This window comes from Methylomicrobium sp. Wu6 (genome assembly GCF_035916875.1).
GTDB lineage: Bacteria > Pseudomonadota > Gammaproteobacteria > Methylococcales > Methylomonadaceae > Methylomicrobium.
Window position 1 is genome coordinate 61,552 of the sequence record NZ_JAXUHN010000073.1, and the last position, 17,170, is coordinate 78,721.

A 17,170-nucleotide genomic window follows, 5' to 3' on the forward strand; every position below is an offset into this window, starting at 1 on the left:
TTCGCCGTCTCGATTTATCAAGGCCGCGATTGATCAGCTTTTCCGATATTGCTTGTAAGCATTGATCAGCGCATTCGTCGAGCTGTCATGGCTACTGATGATCTGATCGTTTTTCAATTCCGGCAAAATTACCTTCGCGAGCACCTTGCCGAGCTCGACGCCCATTTGATCGAATGAGTTGATATTCCAGATCGCGCCTTGCGTGAAAATCTTATGCTCGTAAAATGCGACCAGCGAGCCCAGGGTTCTCGGTGTCATCTTCTTAAAAAGAAATGAATTGGACGGCTTGTTGCCTTCAAAAACTTTCGATGCGACCAGTACTGGATCGGCGCGGTCTTCGGGCGACAATCTGGCCTTGACTTCGTCTTCGGTTAGGCCGTTCATCAGCGCTTCGGGCTGGGCGAGATAGTTTGAAATCAGAATGTCGTGATGGTCCGGCAAATCATAATGGCTGTTCGCTGCCGCCATAAAGTCGCAGGGGATCAGCTTGGTGCCCTGGTGGATCAATTGGAAGAAGGCATGCTGGCCGTTGGTGCCGGGTTGTCCCCAAATGATCGGGCCGGTGCTGTAATCGACTCTATTGCCCCCCCTGTCGATGCTTTTGCCGTTGCTTTCCATGTCGCCTTGCTGCATATAATCGGAAAAAAAGCGCATCGACTGGTCATATGGGATCACCGCATGCGAGTCGGCTTCGAAGAAATTGTTGTACCAGATGCCGAGTAAGGCCATGATGACCGGAATGTTTTTATCGAACGGTGTATGGCGGAAGTGCAGGTCGGCCTCATGCGCGCCTTGCAGTAACTCCTCGAAATTATCCATGCCGATTTGCAGCGCGATCGACAGGCCGACCGCTGACCACAGGGAATAGCGCCCTCCGACCCAGTCCCAGAACTCGAACATGTTTTTGGTGTCGATGCCGAATTTGGCGACATTTTCCCGGTGTGTCGAAATTGCAACGAAGTGCTTGGCGATCGCGTCTTCGGACGGGATGCGGTCAAGAAACCAGTTTTTGGCCGATCTGGCATTCATCATGGTTTCCTGAGTATTGAAAACTTTCGAGGCAACCACGAATAAGGTCGTTTCGGCGCTCAACGGTTGCAGCACTTCGATCAGATCGGTTTGATCCACGTTCGATACATAGTGGACTTTTAGCTTGTCCGAGCCATAGGGATTCAGCGCCGCCGAAACCATCTTCGGTCCAAGGCCCGAGCCGCCGATGCCGATGCTGACGATGTCGGTGATTGATTTGCCGGTATGGCCCTTCCATGCGCCCGATCTAACTTCATCGCAGAAGACGCGCATCTTGGCCAGCACACGGTTCACATCCGGCATCACGTCCTGGCCGGCAAAATAAACCGGGGTATTGCTGCGGTTGCGCAGCGCCGTATGCAGTACCGCGCGGCGTTCGGTTGTGTTGATCATTCCGCCGTTGAACATGGCCTCAATTTTTTGCTTGAGGCCTTGGGATTCTGCCAACTCGATGAGCAGTGCGACGGTTTCTTCGGTGATGCGGTTTTTGGAGTAATCGAAAATGATGTCATTGAGCTGGAGAGAGAACTTTTTGAAACGGTCCGGGTCTCTCCTGAAAGCCTCCCTCATCGAATCGTTTTGCACGAGCCGGAAGTGGTTTATGAGCGCGGTCCAGGCTTTAGAATTAGTCAACGACGACATTTTTTAGGGACTCCAGGGTGAATTATTGGTGTAAGTCTACGAAAATGAGGTGTATATGGCAATAGAACATTGGCAGGGCAAGTGCGTTTGATTTTTTTACGGCCGGGCGCGATCATCAATGCCTTGAATTTAAGGGTTTTGATGTGCTAGAGTGCTCTGCTGGCAATTGACTTTATTCGAAATAAGGTTATTTTGGAGAGATCAAGCCCTATTAGGGCTTGTTGTTTAAATTATAATAATCTATCAAAACTGGAAGGCATTATGAACAGAGCACATTTTTTTGCAAAGGGTTTTCTAGGGGGATTAGGCTTGCTGCTGTCGGCAGCGGTTTGGGCGCATGGCGGCGCGGCGGGTACCGATACCGACCAATGCAAATTCGAACTCGAACCCACCCATTGGATCCATTACACTGCTTATCAGCCCAAATCCTATCCGGCCGAGGAGTTCTGCGGCAAACTTCCAGGTACAAATACCCCGACGCAATTGGTTTTCGACTATCAGGACATGAGATACCGGAAAATGTCGATTGAATTTGAAGTGACCAAAGAGCCGGAAGGCACTCGAGTATTTTTCCTGCCTGCCAGCAAGCATTCGTCCGGCACGGTCAACCTGGATTTGCCGAATGGCGTGCCGGATGCGGGTAAATATCTGATCCATATCACGCTGATTCCTGAGCAAGATAAGATGGATGTGCGTACACAGGGAGACAGATTGGATGCGCATATGAGCTTCACCGCCGGTACCGGCGCACCGGGTAGCAAATACAGCAACGCGCTGTATCTCTTGTTTGCGTTTGCCGGCCTTTTTGGACTGTATTTGTCGAACGCCACATTCAAAAACAAGGTTGATTCGTTGATCGGTAAAAATAAGGCATAGTTTTTTGAGTCCATAAGGGCTCGGTTTTGTTTGCGTTAGCGTTCGTGGGTGTTTGCGGGCGTTAACGTGAAATCATCCAAAAAGTAATTTGAGGTAAGGTAATGGTGAAGTTTTTGTTGGCCGGAGCGTTGATTTTGGGGGCTGCTGCGCCGCTCGCGGCACAGGAATATGAAGACCATAACAAGATGCTGATGGACCACGGCGCCGGTCACCTGATGGATATGGGCGGCGGCATGGTGATGGGGCAAAATACCGATACACTGCCGGGCGGTTGCGAGAAGATTTCGGAAACGAAAGAAATCACCGTTCACGCCGGCCATAAATATGCCGAAAAGTTTCCGGGCAGAATGTTCGCGTTCGATACCCAGGAATATCAGTTCAAACCTTGCACCAAATTGACGGTGCACTTTATCAACGAGGACAGCATCAGACATCAATGGATGATGCATGGCTTACCGAAATATCTCTATCCTAAAGGTATGTTCCATCTGGAAGTCAGCGGCCCGGCCAAGATTTCCGGCACTTTGATTTTGCCACCGGGCGATAGAACCTATCTGGTGCATTGCGACATCGCTCAGCACATGGAGAAAGGTATGAAGGGCCAATTGAAAGTTGGCGCGGGTAGCGGCGATTTACCGAGCATTCCGGGTGTGACCGCGTATGAAATTCAGGACGATTATCAAGGCAGCGGCATTCCGGTGATTGCCAAACCGGCGGCGTCCACTACACCGGTTTCTTCGGTGTCTGCCGCGGCTGCTACTCCCTCGGCGCCAGCGGCACCGCAGGAAGATTCTTTCGTTTCCGGCATTACCGTGATCGGACTCGCGGTCGGCTTTTTGTTAGCGCCGTTATTCGCGCGCACTTTCAAGGGCATGACCTTTTCTGAAGCGGTTGCTCATGCATTCGCGTTGTTGCGTAATTTTATCGAGTTATTGCTGGGTTTGATCGCCAGACTGATCAAAAAGATTTCGTCGAATAAATCGAAGATGTTGCCGGGCGGCTAAGTAGTTGATCAATCGTATCGAACTCCTGCTGCATTTTTGCCGGCAGGGTTTTTTATCGAGAATTAAAAATGCCAGAAGCCTGGTTTGAAATCGGCGGTTTGTTTGTGAGCGCCTTCGTATCTGCAACGATCGCACCGGGCGGTTCCGAAGCGGTGTTAGCCTATCTGATCGCGGGAGGACAACATCCGGCCCTGCAACTGGTCGGTATCGCAACGCTTGGCAATACGCTCGGCGCGATGACGACATGGGGATTGGGCATGCTGGCTGCGAAGCGCTATCCTGCGGCCTCGCTGTTGCCGGAAAAATCACAAAAAGCGCTGGATTTGGTAACGAAACGCGGTGTCTGGGCATTGTTTTTTTCGTGGCTACCGGTCATCGGAGACGCGCTGTGCTTCGCGGGCGGCTGGTTGAAATTGCCGCTGTTTTCCGGTGCGCTGATCATTCTGCTCGGTAAGCTTGGTCGTTATGGAGTGATTGCCTGGGCGTTTTTTTAAGACCGCGGACTAGATAAAGGCCGGTCTCTCTTTATTAGCCTTTATAAAAAATTAAGCAATGATGCTTAGGATTAGGAATGGGTAGAGGAACGAAACCCATCTTCCCGCTCTGCATTCTTGCAAATAAGAACAATCCATCCGAGGTGCATGTGTTACGCCATTTTCCGAAGGCAGGGGTTGCCTACATCCATCGAAAACGCGATTATTTTATTGCCGGTTTCACCTTTTTTTGTGTTGCGGTTTGTTTACTCAGCGACGCCAATGCAAGCATCGAAAAACAAAATGCGCTGGGCGTTTGCGGATGGGTGTTTTTGATCGGCCTGCTATTGGGCGAAAACAAGGAAATTCGAGTGCAGGTGGCGATCGCGGTCGCCTTTGCGACGATCGGCGAACATTTCGCCTCGCCGTTCATGGGGGGCTATACCTACCGGTATCATAATGTTCCAGCTTATGTGCCTCCAGGGCACGGCATGGTCTATCTGACCGCCGTCGCATTGGCGCGTTCCGGCTTGTTCCAAACCTATGCGCGCGAAATTGCCGGTTTCGTGGTACTGGTCTGCGGCGCATGGTCTTTCTGGGGCATCAGCGGTTTCAGCGAGCAGGGCGATGCGGTCGGCGCGCTGTTATTTGTCGTGTTTCTGATTTATCTGTTCAAAGGCCGCTCGCCGATGGTGTATCTGGCTGCGTTTTTTATCACAACTTGGCTGGAGCTGATCGGCACTGCGGTCGGCACCTGGAAATGGGCCGCGATCGATCCGGTTCTGAAATTGCCGCAGGGCAATCCGCCAAGCGGTGTCGCCGCTTGGTATTGTCTGGTCGATGCGGTCGCGCTCGGCGGCGCGCCGCGGCTGTTGGCGATTGGGAAAATCATGCGCGAAAGATTGAAGGCAGTCAAATCGGTAAAGACAGTTTTTCAGGTAGCGGGAGACGAATAGCGTGCTTACAGCAGCCGTTCGCGTTAACGCCAATATCATCTGACTTTGATAAACCGATAAGCATGGATAGCCGTGGAATCATCAGATCAAACCGCATCCTGGTCATCGCGATGCGCTTTTTGGGCGATGTGCTGTTGACGACTGCATTGATTCGTTCGATCCGTTTGGCATACCCGCAAGCGCAAGTGGATGTATTGGTGTTCGGCAATACGGCTGCTATGCTGGAAGGTAATCCCGATATCGATCGCATCGTGACCACGCCGAATAAGCCGCACTGGACCGACTACTGTAAATTATTGCTGAATTTGTTCCGGCATTACGATCTTGCCGTCACCACTCAAACCGGTGACCGGCCGTTTCTTTATGCGCTCCTGGCCGCGCCTGTCCGGGTGGGCGTCGTGCCTGCTAAAAATGCGACAGGCTGGTGGAAACGCTTTTTTATGCAACGATGGACTGAATTTGATGATGTCAATACGCATACGGTTTTGCAGCATCTGAAGCTGGCGGATTTGCTGGCGATTCCACGCAGCTATGAACTGGTGCCGCCGCAAATCGGTGCTGCCGGGAGGTTGGCCGAACGGTTTGAGTTTGTAACGGCGAATTCGGGTTATGCCGTGCTTCATCCTCATCCGCAATGGACTTATAAACGCTGGACTGTTGCGGGTTGGGTCGAAATCGGCCACTATCTGAATAGTCTAGGCTTTACGGTTGTGCTGTCAGGCGGACCTGCTGAAGAAGAAGTAGCGTATGTCGCCGACATTGCTGCTAAACTTCCGCCAGGAACGGTGAATCTGGCGGGGCAGGTTTCTTTGGCGGAGCTAGCTTACATTATTGGGCACGCCGAATTGTTTATTGGTCCTGATACCGGCATCACCCATATGGCAGCCGCGACCGGCGTTGCCGTGATTACGCTCTATGGGCCGACCAATCCGGTCAAATGGGCGCCGTGGCCGAAGGGATACCGGCGGAATAGCAATCCGTTTCAGAAAGTAGGTTGCCAGTGTATCAACAATATTAATCTGATACAGGGCGAAGGCGGTTGTGTGCCGTGCCATTTAGAAGGATGCGATCGCCATCGGCAAAGCCGCAGCCGCTGTCTGGATGAGTTATTACCCGAACGTATTAAAACAGCGGTGAGACAATTGCTTGTTAATGACTAAAGTTTTCGATGCGTTAAAGATTTGTCTGGCATTATCGCCCTTGTTTTTATTAACGATTGGGGGGTGGATCGGCGGCATTTTGTTTATCAGTGCTGCGCTCGCCATAATCGTGCTCTGTGCAGGACGAAACGAGCAATTCCCGATCACTTGTCAGCAGAAACCTTGGGTTTGGGGACTGGCGATATCGTTCGCTTTGCCGGTCGTCGCTATTTTTTTGGGACAATTCTTCAGGCAGGATTTCGCCGGGCGCGATTATGACAGTCCCTCGCGTTTTTTGTTGACGATTCCGATTTTCATCGTGCTGGTGCGGCATCGTTTCGATGTTTTGAAGCCACTGCTGTTTTCGATGCCGGCCGCATTGCTGATTACCCTGATCGTTGTGACGCTTCATCCTGAAGCAGGCTGGGGGGGGTATCGCGATGCGCATTATTCCCGCATTTCGACCTATTTCATCGATCCGCTGACATTTGGCAGCCTGAATTTGACGTTGGGTTTGTGTTGTTTGTTGTCAATCGACTTGTATCAACGCGATGCATGGTGGATCAAGAGCTTCAAAGGCCTCGGCTTTTTAGTCGGCTTGTACCTGTCCATTGTCTCGGGAAGCCGTACCGGTTGGTTGGCATTGCCGCTGGTTTTACTCCTATGGCTCAATTTTAAAGTGGTGGGTTATCGCGCCGTTACTTTTGCTGGCCTGCTGTTATGTTTGGGAGGCGGCTATTATCTATCCGATATATTGCAACAGCGATTGGATTTGGCGGTGCGAGAAATCATGGCTTACCGGTGGAATTCGATCAATCCGCAATCCTCGGTTGGGGACCGCCTATCCTTCTTGCGCATCGCGTTGTTTCTCGTCGAACAAAGTCCCTGGGCCGGCTTCGGCGACCAAGGCTTTTCGGCATGGATCAACCATCCCGAACTGAATCGTTACGCGCTGGCTAACACACAAGAATTGGCGTTGCGTTCAGGTTTCCATAATGAAATTGCCACCAATATGGTGCGTTCAGGAATATGGGGCTTGCTGGCGAGCTGTTCCCTGTTCTTCGTACCTGCTGTTTTTTTTCTCGGCAAATTGCGTTCGGCAACTTCACAAACTTCCAAAATCGCGCTGCTCGGACTCAGTTATTTCATATGTACATTCGTCAGCGGTATGACAACCGAGGTATTTAATTTAAAATTTACCGCCTCCTTCCATGCGCTAATGTTCGCATGCTTGCTCAGCTCATTGCTCGTTCATCTTGCGGTAGACCAGAAACCCGAAAAAAATGAATCCGCTTAAATATTCGATTACTTTTGCCTGTTACAATCAGGTCGATTACACCATGCAGTGCGTCAATAGCATGATCAAACACGGTCTCGATCTGAGTCGTTTGGTGGTGGTCGATAACGGCTCAGGCGACTCGACACGGGATTATTTGAAGTCGCTGCCGCTTGGCGGACGGATTTTCAATCAGGCCAATTTGGGTTGCGGGGTGGCATGGAATCAAGGCGCCTTGGCGCTTCAGTCCGAGTGGACCATCGTCATGAACAACGATGTGCTGGTGTCGCGGGGCTGGATAGAACATCTGATCGAGGCGGCAGAGCAAAACGGACTGAAAATCATTTCTCCGTCGCTGATCGAAGGGCCGCTGGATTACGATTTTGATGCGTTTGCCGATCAAGCCTCGGTAAAAATGAAAGATGCGCTCCGCATCGGCGACCGCCATGCGGTGTGTCTTGCCGTGCATCAGTCGGTCTGGATGGAGATCGGTTATTTTCAACCGATACCCAAATTGCTCGGCTACGAGGATACGATGTTTTTTCACGAAGCGGATAAGGCCGGAATTCCTACCGGAATGACCGGCAGGTCTTGGCTGCATCATTACGGCTCGATCACGCAAACGGCGATGAAACAGGAGCGGGGTTTGTCCGAAAGAGACAGTTTGAGCAATCGTCATAACTACCGATTGTTGCAACAGAGCTGGCTGGAGCGAAAGTTGAAAAAAATTAAAAAAATTCGACAAAAAAAGTCATGGTACGAACAAGAACTGGCCCAATTCGGCATGTCGATGCATGGCATTAGAAAAAATGGCGCGTTTTCCTGGCAGTAGGAGCAGAGTTCTACAAACGGGCCCAAGCATTCATCGCCTTTCTGCGTAAAGACATCAATTCGACCAAAGTTATGCTCAGCGTCATCATCATTACCAAAAATGAAGCCTTGCATATTGCCCGCTGCCTGGAATCGGTCGCCTGGGCCGACGAGATCATCGTGCTCGATTCCGGCAGCACCGACGCTACCGTCGAAATTTGCCGCCGCCATACCGATAAAGTCTTTCAAAGCGATTGGCCCGGCTTCGGCATTCAAAAGCAGCGCGCGCTCGACAAAGCCCAAGGCGATTGGGTATTGTCGATCGACGCGGACGAAATCGTCACCCCGGAACTGAAAAATCAAATAGAACTAGCCGTGCAGAGCGGTCGGTACGACGCTTATCAAATCAATCGGCTTTCCAGTTATTGCGGTAGACAAATCCGGCACGGCGGCTGGTGGCCCGATTACGTGCTCAGGTTGTTTCGCCGGCAAAAAGGTTATTTCAGCGAAGCATTGGTGCATGAACAAATCCATGTGGACGGCGCCATCGGCCGGATCGAAACGCCGCTGTTGCACGAGTCGTTCGTGAATCTCGAAGAAGTGCTGCACAAAGTTGACGGTTATTCGACGTTGAATGCCGAGATGCTGCATCGACGCGGCGTTCGTTCTTCGCCGGCCAAGGCGATCGTGAAGGCGCTGTGGAATTTCTTCCGCACCTATTTGCTCAAGCTGTCGATTCTGGACGGCGCCGAAGGCTTGATGCTGGCGATCTCGAATGCGGAAGGCTCTTATTATAAGTATGCCAAACTGTGGTTGCTGCAAAAAAAACTCGACAGCCCAGGCCTGATTTCGGTGATCGTTTCGACCTATAACCGCCCGGACGCGCTCGACATGTCGCTGAAAAGCCTGCTGCAACAGACTGACCGGAATTTTGAAATCCTGATCGCGGACGACGGTTCGACCGAGGCAACGCGGCAATTGATCGGCGCCTATCGCGCTGTCAGTCCGGTGCCTATCAAGCATGTGTATCAGCCCGATCAGGGATTTCAGTTGAGCCGGATCCGCAACAAGGCGGTTGCCGAAAGCCGCGGCGATTATCTGATTTTTGTCGACGGCGATTGCATGGCGCGCCCCAATTTCGTCGCGGCGCACCGGCGGCTTGCCGAGTCAGGCTGGTTCGTGGCAGGCAACCGGGTGTTGCTTGGACAGGCCTTTACCGACGAAATTTTGTCCGGGCAAAAACCGGTTTACCTGAAAAAGCTGCCGTTTTTTGTCGGTCTGCGCTTAACCGGAAAGATCAACCGGTTTTTTCCGGTTTTGGCGTTGCCACTGGGTTTTTTGCGGCATTTGCAGCCGCATAACTGGCGGAAAGCCGTCGGTTGCAATACCTCGTTTTGGAAAAGCGATTTCATTCGCGCGAACGGCTACGACGAATTGTTCGAAGGCTGGGGGCACGAAGATTCCGATTTGGTAATCCGCCTGCTTCATGCCGGCATCAAGCGCAAGGAAGGCCGTTTTGCAGCGCCGGTATTACATTTATGGCATCCGGTGAACGATAAAAGCCGTCAACCCGACAATTATCAGCGTCTGATGGAGCGCCTGGCGCAGCAGGATTTTACCGCGGCCGAGCTTGGCGTTGCGCAATATTTGCCGGCGTCCCCGCCGTCCTTATAATCGGACAACGACACGCCTATTCATGAAAGCCGAAAAAAACACCCAACAAGGCAGCGCCCAGGTCTATAAGCGCCTGTTGAGCTATGTCAGACCGCACCGAGTTCTGTTTTTGATCAGCTTCATCGGTTTTATTCTCTACTCGGGCACGCAAACCCTGTTTGCCGCTTTAGTCAAACACATCATCGACACGCTGCAAACCGAAGCGCGCGAAGGCATGTATTATCTGCCGCTGCTGTTCAGCGGACTGATCGTGATTCACGGTTTCGGCGCTTATCTCGGCAATTATTTTCTTGCGAAAGTCTCGACAAATGTCGTGCATGCGCTGCGCTGCCAGATTTTCAACAAATACACCGAACTGCCGACGACATATTTCGATTCGAACAACAGCGGATATATGATCGCGCGGATCACGAATAATGTCGGCGAAGTGACCCGGGCGACAACCGAGTCGGTACGCACCTTCGTGCGCGAAGGGCTGACCGCGCTCGGCATGATCGGCTATTTGTTTTATATCAATTGGAAGCTTTCCTTGGTGTTCGTTGCAATTACGCCGATTATCGTGGTATTGGTCAACTATGTCAGTAAACGCCTGCGCCGGATTAGCAAGCGTATCCAGGAGTCGGTGGGCGACATGACGCATATCACCTCCGAACTGGTCGGCGGCCTTCGGGTAGTGCGCAGTTATGGCGGCGAGGACTACGAGAAACGGCGCTTTCTCGACAGCAGTCTGTATAACCGGCGACAGTCGTTGAAGCTCGCGACCACGATGGCTATCCATAATCCTCTGATGCAGTTGATTATTTCGATTGCTTTGTCAGGGCTGATGTATCTGGCGCTGTTCTTCATGCAAAAGGCAAGCGTGGGTGAATTTGTCGGCTATCTGACCGCAGCGTTCTTGTTGCCGCGCCCGATCCGGCAATTGAGCGATGCGAACGGTGAAATACAAAAAGGCATCGCGGCGGCCGAGTCGCTGTTCGAGATCCTTGACGAGCCAGGCGAGCCGGATACCGGCGACTATCAAACGGTTAAAAGCCAGGGGGCGCTGGAGTTTAAAAACCTATCGTTCCGTTATCCGGGGGCAAACGCTTGGGCGCTCAGCGACATTAACGTCAAAATCGAGCCGGGGCAAACGGTCGCCTTGGTAGGCGCATCCGGCGGCGGCAAGAGTACGTTTGTGAATCTGATCTCGCGCTTCTATCCGCATGACCAGGGCGAGATTTTGCTCGACGGGGTCGAAATCAACCGTTATCGCTTGGCCAACTTGCGCCGGCAGATTGCCCTGGTCACCCAGCAGGTGATTTTGTTCAATGATACGATCTCGAATAATATTGCTTATGGTGCATTGGCCGGAGCCGACCGGGAAAAAATCAAGGCCGCCGCACGCGATGCTTATGCGCTGGAGTTTATCGAAAAGCTCGATCTGGGGCTAGATGCCGAAATCGGCGAGAACGGCGTCAAACTGTCAGGCGGCCAACGCCAGCGTTTGGCATTGGCGCGCGCGTTATTGAAGGATGCGCCGGTTTTGATTCTCGATGAAGCGACCTCGGCGCTCGATACCGAATCGGAGCGCTACATTCAGGCGGCGCTGCAAAAAGTCATGCACAATAGGACCACCCTGGTGATCGCGCACCGCTTATCCACGATCGAAAATGCTGATATGATTCTGGTCATGGAGCATGGCCGCATCGTCGAGCGCGGCTCGCACCAGGAGTTGCTCGCAAGGAACGGCGCTTATGCCAGGCTGCACCAGCTGCAATTCAAAGAACCTGCCGAAGACGATATTACTTGATTGATCTGTCTTAAAAGTATTAAGAGGACGATATTTTGAAAACCTTTATAGCCGAGCTCGAACAGCATCAGGCGATGATTGAAAAGCTCAGGACTCGCGCCGATGTGATTGAATCGGCCGGAGAGTTGCTGATCGACGCGCTCAAACAGGGCGGCAAGATCTTGCTGTGCGGCAATGGCGGCAGCGCCGCCGACAGCCAGCATATCGCGGCCGAATTTGTGGTCCGCTACGAAAAGCACCGGCGGCCTTTGGCGGCGATCGCGTTGACGACCGATAGCTCGATTCTGACCGCGCATTCGAACGACTATCACTTCGACAGCGTCTATGCACGTCAAGTCGAAGCGCTTGGCAACGAAAACGACTGCCTGATCGCGATTTCGACGTCGGGGTGTAGCAAAAATGTGTTGAACGCGGCCGAAGCGGCAATCGACAAAGGCATGGCGGTGATCGGCTTGACCGGTTCTGGCGGCGGCATGCTGGCCGGTATAGCGACGATATCGGTCGTGGTCCCGGAACAAGTAACCGCGCGGATTCAGGAAGCGCACATTTTAATCGGGCACTGGTGGTGCGGTCTGGTCGAGGAGGCGTTCAGTGATCGCGACAACGCCTGATTTCAGCCGCGCGCGTATCATCGTCGTTGGCGACGTGATGCTGGATCGCTACTGGTCCGGTCAGGCCGCGCGCATCTCGCCGGAAGCACCGGTGCCGGTCGTCAAGGTCAAAGGCAGCGAGGAGCGCATCGGCGGCGCCGGCAACGTGGCGCTGAACATCGCAAAATTGGGCGGCAAGGTGACCTTGCTCGGCGTGGTCGGCGACGACGCGGAAGGCGAGACGGTGCGACGACTACTCGAAGCCGAGGGTGTCGTTTGCGATTTCGTGATTGCCGAAGGCGCGCGAAGCATCTGCAAATTGCGTATCATGGCCCAGCACCAGCAATTGCTCAGGCTCGATTTCGAAGATACGCCGATCGCTTTCGATCGAGGTGCAATGGCCGCCAAGTTGAAGAGGCATCTGCAGAACCATGATGCGGTCGTGTTTTCGGACTACGACAAAGGCACGCTGGCGGATGTGACGCACCATATTGCGACCGCGAAGCAGGCTGGGCTGAAAGTGCTGGTCGATCCTAAGGGCGTCGATTATCAGCGTTATCGGCTTGCCGACGTGATCACTCCGAATCTGTCCGAATTCTTTGCGGTCGCCGGCGCTTGCATGGGCGAAGGCGATATTCTCGGCAAGGGGCAGGAACTGCTTCAGCGCTGCATGGTGCAAAGTCTGCTGCTGACGCGCGGCGAAGCCGGCATGACCTTGATTCAGGAAACCGAAACGCATTCCTTGCCTGCGCAGGCGAAGGATGTGTTCGACGTGACCGGCGCGGGCGATACGGTGATTGCGGTGATGGCGCTTGGCGTGGCGCTGAATCTGCCGCTGCGCGAGGCGATGTGTCTGGCGAATTTGGCCGGTGGCATCGTGGTCGGCAAACTCGGCACCTCCACCGTATCGGTCGAGGAACTGAGCCGGGCGCTGCACGGCGACCGCGGTGCGCTGTACGGTATGGTCTCCGAAGACGAATTGATGCATATCGTCGCGCGCGCGAAAGCGCACAACGAGAAAATCATCATGACCAACGGATGTTTCGACCTGTTGCACGCGGGGCATGTGACTTATCTGGAGCAGGCGAAAGCGCTCGGCGACCGCCTGATTGTGGCGGTAAATTCCGATGCGTCGGTCAAGCGGCTGAAAGGCGAGTCGCGCCCGATCAACGGCTTGAAGGAACGAATGACCGTCTTGTCGGCGCTGGCCTGTGTCGATTGGGTCGTCGCGTTCGAGGAAGAAACGCCGGAACGTCTTTATTGCCGGTTGTTGCCGGACGTACTGGTCAAAGGCGGAGACTACGCGCCCGATCAGGTCGCTGGCGGCGACTGCGTGATCAAGGCGGGCGGCGAAGTCAAAATTTTGCAGTTTGTCGATGGGCAATCGACGACATCGATGATCAACAAAGCAAGGGGGACAGCATGATCGTAGTGACGGGCGGCGCCGGTTTTATCGGCAGCAATCTGATCAGGGCATTGAACGAGCGCGGCGAGCGCAATATTCTGCTGGTGGATAACTTGCTGAACGGCCGCAAGATGCACAATCTGGCCGATCTCGACATCGCCGACTATTTGGATAAAGACCGGTTCATTCAGAAGCTCGATTCGCCGTGTTTCCTGCATCAGGTTCGAGCTGTCTTCCATCAGGGCGCCTGCTCCGCGACGACGGAGTGGGACGGCCGCTTTGTGATGGAGAACAATTACGATTATTCGAAACGCCTGTTGCAGTGGTGCATCGGCAAGAATGCCGCGTTCCTGTATGCCTCGTCCGCCTCGGTGTACGGAAGTGGCCATAACGGTTTCCGTGTCGAGCGCGAATGCGAGCGGCCGATCAACATGTACGCCTATTCGAAGTTTCAGTTCGACCAATATGTGCGGCGGATCTTGCCAGACATCCGGATTCCGATCGCCGGTTTTCGTTATTTCAATGTGTATGGGCCGCGCGAACAACACAAAGGCGCGATGAGCAGCACCGCGTTTCATTTCAACCGGCAGGTGATCGAGCAGAAAAAAGCCCGCTTGTTCGAAGGTTGCGACGGTATCGCGAACGGGGAGCAGAAGCGCGATTTCGTCTATGTCGACGATGTGATCGATGTGAATCTCTGGTTTTTCGATCATCCCGAGCAACGCGGCATTTTCAACGTCGGTTCCGGCAAGGCCGAGACCTTTAATCAGGTGGCGGGGGCGGTGATCGACTGGCACGGAGAAGGCGAGATCGAATACATTCCGTTCCCGGACCATTTGATAGGCGCCTATCAAAGCTATACTCAGGCCGATATTTCCGGCTTGCGGCAGGCAGGATATGGCAAGGAGTTTCTGACCGTAAAACAGGGGGTCGCCAAATATCTGGATTGGCTGAATGGTGCTGATCGCGGCGGAGATTGATTCCGCCAGGTAGGAACGCAAATCGCATGCCGATTACAACGTGCTCAGGTAGATTAGAGCCCAATAAAGGTATGCGGCGCGTGCCCATAGCGGCCGCATCCGATCGGCTTATTTCTCGGTTAACTCGATCATATCGTCGGTTATATTTTCGCTCAAGCACTACCAATGAAAAGCAGCGAGTGGATCCCGAATAGTTGACGGTCAGTTGACGAAAGACTTCTAATGCGCCGGGATTTGCATCGCGCATCAAATGAGGTTAGAGCCTCTGCAGCCAAGGTGACTAGGCCGACCACTAACCCATCAGTCGTGATGATCAGCAATTCCAGGGCGTTCAACCAGGGTGGCCGAAGCATATGGCTCCCGTTCAGCATTTGTTCGGGCGTCTGTGCGTGAATTTCGATGCCGGGAATAAAGTTGCCGTGCGCAGGGCTTGTACCTGTATTGGACCGGATGACTGTAAAAGCACGGCGCAGGTAAGCGTCGACAGCGTGGTTCAAAGGCTCGGGCCCGACTTAGCCGGTTTCGCTTGCATGTTTTTGAACCAGAAAATGATCCATTAAATAGGCTCTGAGGCGATCGACATTCGGTGTAAAAAAATCGCAAACCGCAAAAATATGCCGGGCGATGTCGATGAAGCACAGTTTGTCTTCCATGCCTAAAGGCGTCCCCCATTCTTGCGCCAGTTTTTCTTGTAATGTTAGCGCATAATCGATCGTTAAGCCGAGCGACGGTAATATGTCTGCCACGCATAGGATCAAGGCGTGGTTGGCGGCGGGGTAGTTGCAGAGTTCGATTAATTCAGGCGCGGCGGCGGGGATTTCCGGCAGCGGCGTGCCGTGATGGTGGTGATTGTAGCAGGCATGGGCGACCGGCAGACCGGCCAACGGATTGGTTGCCAGGACCAGTGCCGCGAGTTTGCGGTGTTGGGCCGGTGTGATTCCGGCGACAAGTAAATAAGATTCTGCTAGGTTGACCGAATTACGCTCGAGACGAAAAGAAGGGGTGCCCCGGATTTTGCCGTCATGCCGAAAGTCGTGGAAGAGCGCGGCCAAAGTGATTTCTATCGTTTCGCGTCTCTCCAGGCTGCACCGCAGAGCAAGATAATGGCAACATAACATGACTTCACAAACATGCTGTTGGTTATGATAAGGCAGATTGAAGCGGGGGGCGTCATGATCGACCGCCTTGGCCAAGCTATAACCGGCCGCAACGAGCGGATCATCAGGCGTTGCATCAAGGCTGCGGGCGAGAGCTGCGAAAACACGGCTCACTTTTTCGGGCTGGTTTTCGAGGGAAAGGAATGAATGAACGATTTCTTCAGCAGCTTCTTCGGCTGTCTGTGCGGAATCGACTCGAAAAGGGGGGCGTGCAATGTTCAAAAAACCTCCCGTTCAATGGTTTGCGGGATTTAAATATTGGCGGATGTCTACAGCATCGACTTGATCGTGCTTCAAAAACTGTTCGGCAAACTTCCGGTAAGTTTCAGATGTTAAAAATAAATCGAACAAGTCGGAGTCGATGTGCCGGTTTTGCTTCATGCCGCGCAAAATGTTTAAAGACACCGGCAGTTTATACGGCCGTTTACAGGAGTGATCGGCTGATGTCTGCGCTTCAAATGTATCCGCGATTGCCATGATTCGAGCAGGTATCGACAGTTCTGAGGAAAATGACTGGCGCGGATAGCCTTGGCCATCGAGCGTTTCATAATGTGCTCGATCTTGTAGCGGTCTTCGGCGGTCAGCGAGCCTTTCTGCACGGTCTGATTATAGAGTGCGTCAAAATTATAAGGATTTTCGGGAATTTCCATTTTGATGCCGAGTTCGTCTTTTGGTTTTCTTGTTTCTTCCGCGGGATGATATGGCAGGATTTGTTGCTGAGCAAGCACTCTTCAACCTGTAGCAGCGTTTTGGCTTCACTTTGGTGGTGAAATAGGTTGGCTTGGGATAACCCAAGTCTGTCGTCAAAATGGCGCAATCGTTTTGATGCGCACTATATCGACTATCTCCACAGGGCAATCGCGCTTTGTTGATATTGCATCGGATCTAATAGAAAAGCCGCGATCTCCGGCGAGGATTGCCGAGATCCAGAAGCCATGGTTGGCTGCCGGCTTATTTAAACATGCTCTAAAACTCGGCGATATAAGTGCTATTGCCGGGCGTGGAAATTAGTCCGTCTTGCTGAAATAGCAACTTCATAATAGAGTGGCAATAAGCTTTACTGGTTGAAAAAAAGCCGGGCGTTCCCAGATTGGCGGTTGGGATTTGGCAATTCGTAACATAAATTTAATAATCCGCTTGCAAAGTATGGGGGAGTGCGTATAATGCGTCTCTCTTTCGGCGGTGACGCCGACAGGGAAAGGGAGGTCAGCCGGGTTTTGAAAAAAACCGAAATTGAAGTATTGACAAATAAATGAGACTGGTTATAATGGTCGGCTCATCAAGACTTGGGCAAGAAGCCCTGTTCATCCTGAACAGGATGAGTGAGAAAGGAAGTCGAAAAAGAGTTTGACAAGTTATAAAAGTTCTTT

General features: G+C 52.8%; 16 protein-coding genes. 12 read left to right on the forward strand and 4 right to left on the reverse strand.

Annotated elements, in window-relative coordinates; all coding sequences use genetic code 11:
* Positions 1-33: 33 nt before the first annotated feature.
* Entirely contained in the window at positions 34-1,671 is a 1,638-nt protein-coding gene (gene pgi / locus U2W12_RS09855) for a glucose-6-phosphate isomerase (RefSeq protein ID WP_326500506.1), read from the reverse strand.
* A 261-nt stretch (positions 1,672-1,932) separates the two neighbouring features.
* On the opposite strand from pgi, the gene U2W12_RS09860 reads away from it, so the two are divergent.
* The 12 genes from U2W12_RS09860 to rfaD all read left to right on the forward strand — a co-directional run bounded on the left by U2W12_RS09860 (position 1,933) and on the right by rfaD (position 14,643).
* A complete protein-coding gene (locus U2W12_RS09860) occupies positions 1,933-2,547 on the forward strand; it encodes a hypothetical protein (RefSeq protein ID WP_326500507.1) in 615 nt (204 codons plus the stop codon).
* A 101-nt stretch (positions 2,548-2,648) separates the two neighbouring features.
* Positions 2,649-3,551: a copper oxidase gene (locus U2W12_RS09865; protein WP_326500508.1), complete on the forward strand. Its 903-nt coding sequence runs from the start codon at positions 2,649-2,651 to the stop codon at positions 3,549-3,551.
* 68 nt (positions 3,552-3,619) lie between these two features.
* Complete coding sequence (locus U2W12_RS09870) at positions 3,620-4,045, forward strand: DedA family protein (RefSeq protein WP_326500509.1); 426 nt, start codon at positions 3,620-3,622, stop codon at positions 4,043-4,045.
* Positions 4,046-4,194: 149 nt separating this feature from the next.
* Positions 4,195-4,980 carry a hypothetical protein gene (locus tag U2W12_RS09875; protein WP_326500523.1) on the forward strand — a complete coding sequence of 262 codons (786 nt, stop codon included), beginning with the start codon at positions 4,195-4,197 and terminating at the stop codon, positions 4,978-4,980.
* Positions 4,981-5,042: 62 nt separating this feature from the next.
* The gene (gene rfaQ / locus U2W12_RS09880; protein ID WP_326500510.1) at positions 5,043-6,140 is read left to right on the forward strand and encodes a putative lipopolysaccharide heptosyltransferase III; all 1,098 of its coding nucleotides are present in this window, start codon (positions 5,043-5,045) and stop codon (positions 6,138-6,140) included.
* Positions 6,133-7,416, forward strand: a complete 1,284-nt coding sequence (locus tag U2W12_RS09885; RefSeq protein WP_326500511.1) for an O-antigen ligase family protein — start codon at positions 6,133-6,135, stop codon at positions 7,414-7,416. Before rfaQ ends, U2W12_RS09885 begins: the two co-directional genes overlap by 8 nt.
* Positions 7,403-8,227 (forward strand): glycosyltransferase, encoded by an 825-nt coding sequence (locus U2W12_RS09890; protein ID WP_326500512.1) that lies wholly within the window; start codon positions 7,403-7,405, stop codon positions 8,225-8,227. Before U2W12_RS09885 ends, U2W12_RS09890 begins: the two co-directional genes overlap by 14 nt.
* Before the next feature lie 71 nt (positions 8,228-8,298).
* Positions 8,299-9,879, forward strand: coding sequence for a glycosyltransferase (locus U2W12_RS09895; protein WP_326500513.1), 1,581 nt, complete (start codon positions 8,299-8,301; stop codon positions 9,877-9,879).
* A 22-nt stretch (positions 9,880-9,901) separates the two neighbouring features.
* Positions 9,902-11,668 (forward strand): lipid A export permease/ATP-binding protein MsbA, encoded by a 1,767-nt coding sequence (gene msbA / locus U2W12_RS09900; RefSeq protein ID WP_326500514.1) that lies wholly within the window; start codon positions 9,902-9,904, stop codon positions 11,666-11,668.
* A 35-nt stretch (positions 11,669-11,703) separates the two neighbouring features.
* A complete protein-coding gene (locus U2W12_RS09905; protein WP_326500515.1) occupies positions 11,704-12,279 on the forward strand; it encodes an SIS domain-containing protein in 576 nt (191 codons plus the stop codon).
* A complete protein-coding gene (hldE, locus tag U2W12_RS09910; protein WP_326500516.1) occupies positions 12,260-13,684 on the forward strand; it encodes a bifunctional D-glycero-beta-D-manno-heptose-7-phosphate kinase/D-glycero-beta-D-manno-heptose 1-phosphate adenylyltransferase HldE in 1,425 nt (474 codons plus the stop codon). The genes U2W12_RS09905 and hldE overlap by 20 nt, the downstream gene beginning before the upstream one ends.
* Entirely contained in the window at positions 13,681-14,643 is a 963-nt protein-coding gene (rfaD, locus tag U2W12_RS09915) for an ADP-glyceromanno-heptose 6-epimerase (RefSeq protein WP_326500517.1), read from the forward strand. Before hldE ends, rfaD begins: the two co-directional genes overlap by 4 nt.
* Positions 14,644-15,155: 512 nt before the next feature.
* On the opposite strand, the gene U2W12_RS09920 is transcribed toward rfaD, so the two are convergent.
* Genes U2W12_RS09920 through U2W12_RS09930 form a run of 3 tightly spaced genes read right to left on the reverse strand, consistent with a single transcriptional unit; the run spans position 15,156 to position 16,528 of the window.
* Complete coding sequence (locus tag U2W12_RS09920) at positions 15,156-16,022, reverse strand: HD domain-containing protein (RefSeq protein ID WP_326500518.1); 867 nt, start codon at positions 16,020-16,022, stop codon at positions 15,156-15,158.
* Between the two features lie 12 nt (positions 16,023-16,034).
* Positions 16,035-16,298, reverse strand: a complete 264-nt coding sequence (locus tag U2W12_RS09925) for an HD domain-containing phosphohydrolase (RefSeq protein WP_326500524.1) — start codon at positions 16,296-16,298, stop codon at positions 16,035-16,037.
* Positions 16,196-16,528, reverse strand: coding sequence for a hypothetical protein (locus U2W12_RS09930; RefSeq protein ID WP_326500519.1), 333 nt, complete (start codon positions 16,526-16,528; stop codon positions 16,196-16,198). Before U2W12_RS09930 ends, U2W12_RS09925 begins: the two co-directional genes overlap by 103 nt.
* Positions 16,529-17,170: the final 642 nt, after the last annotated feature.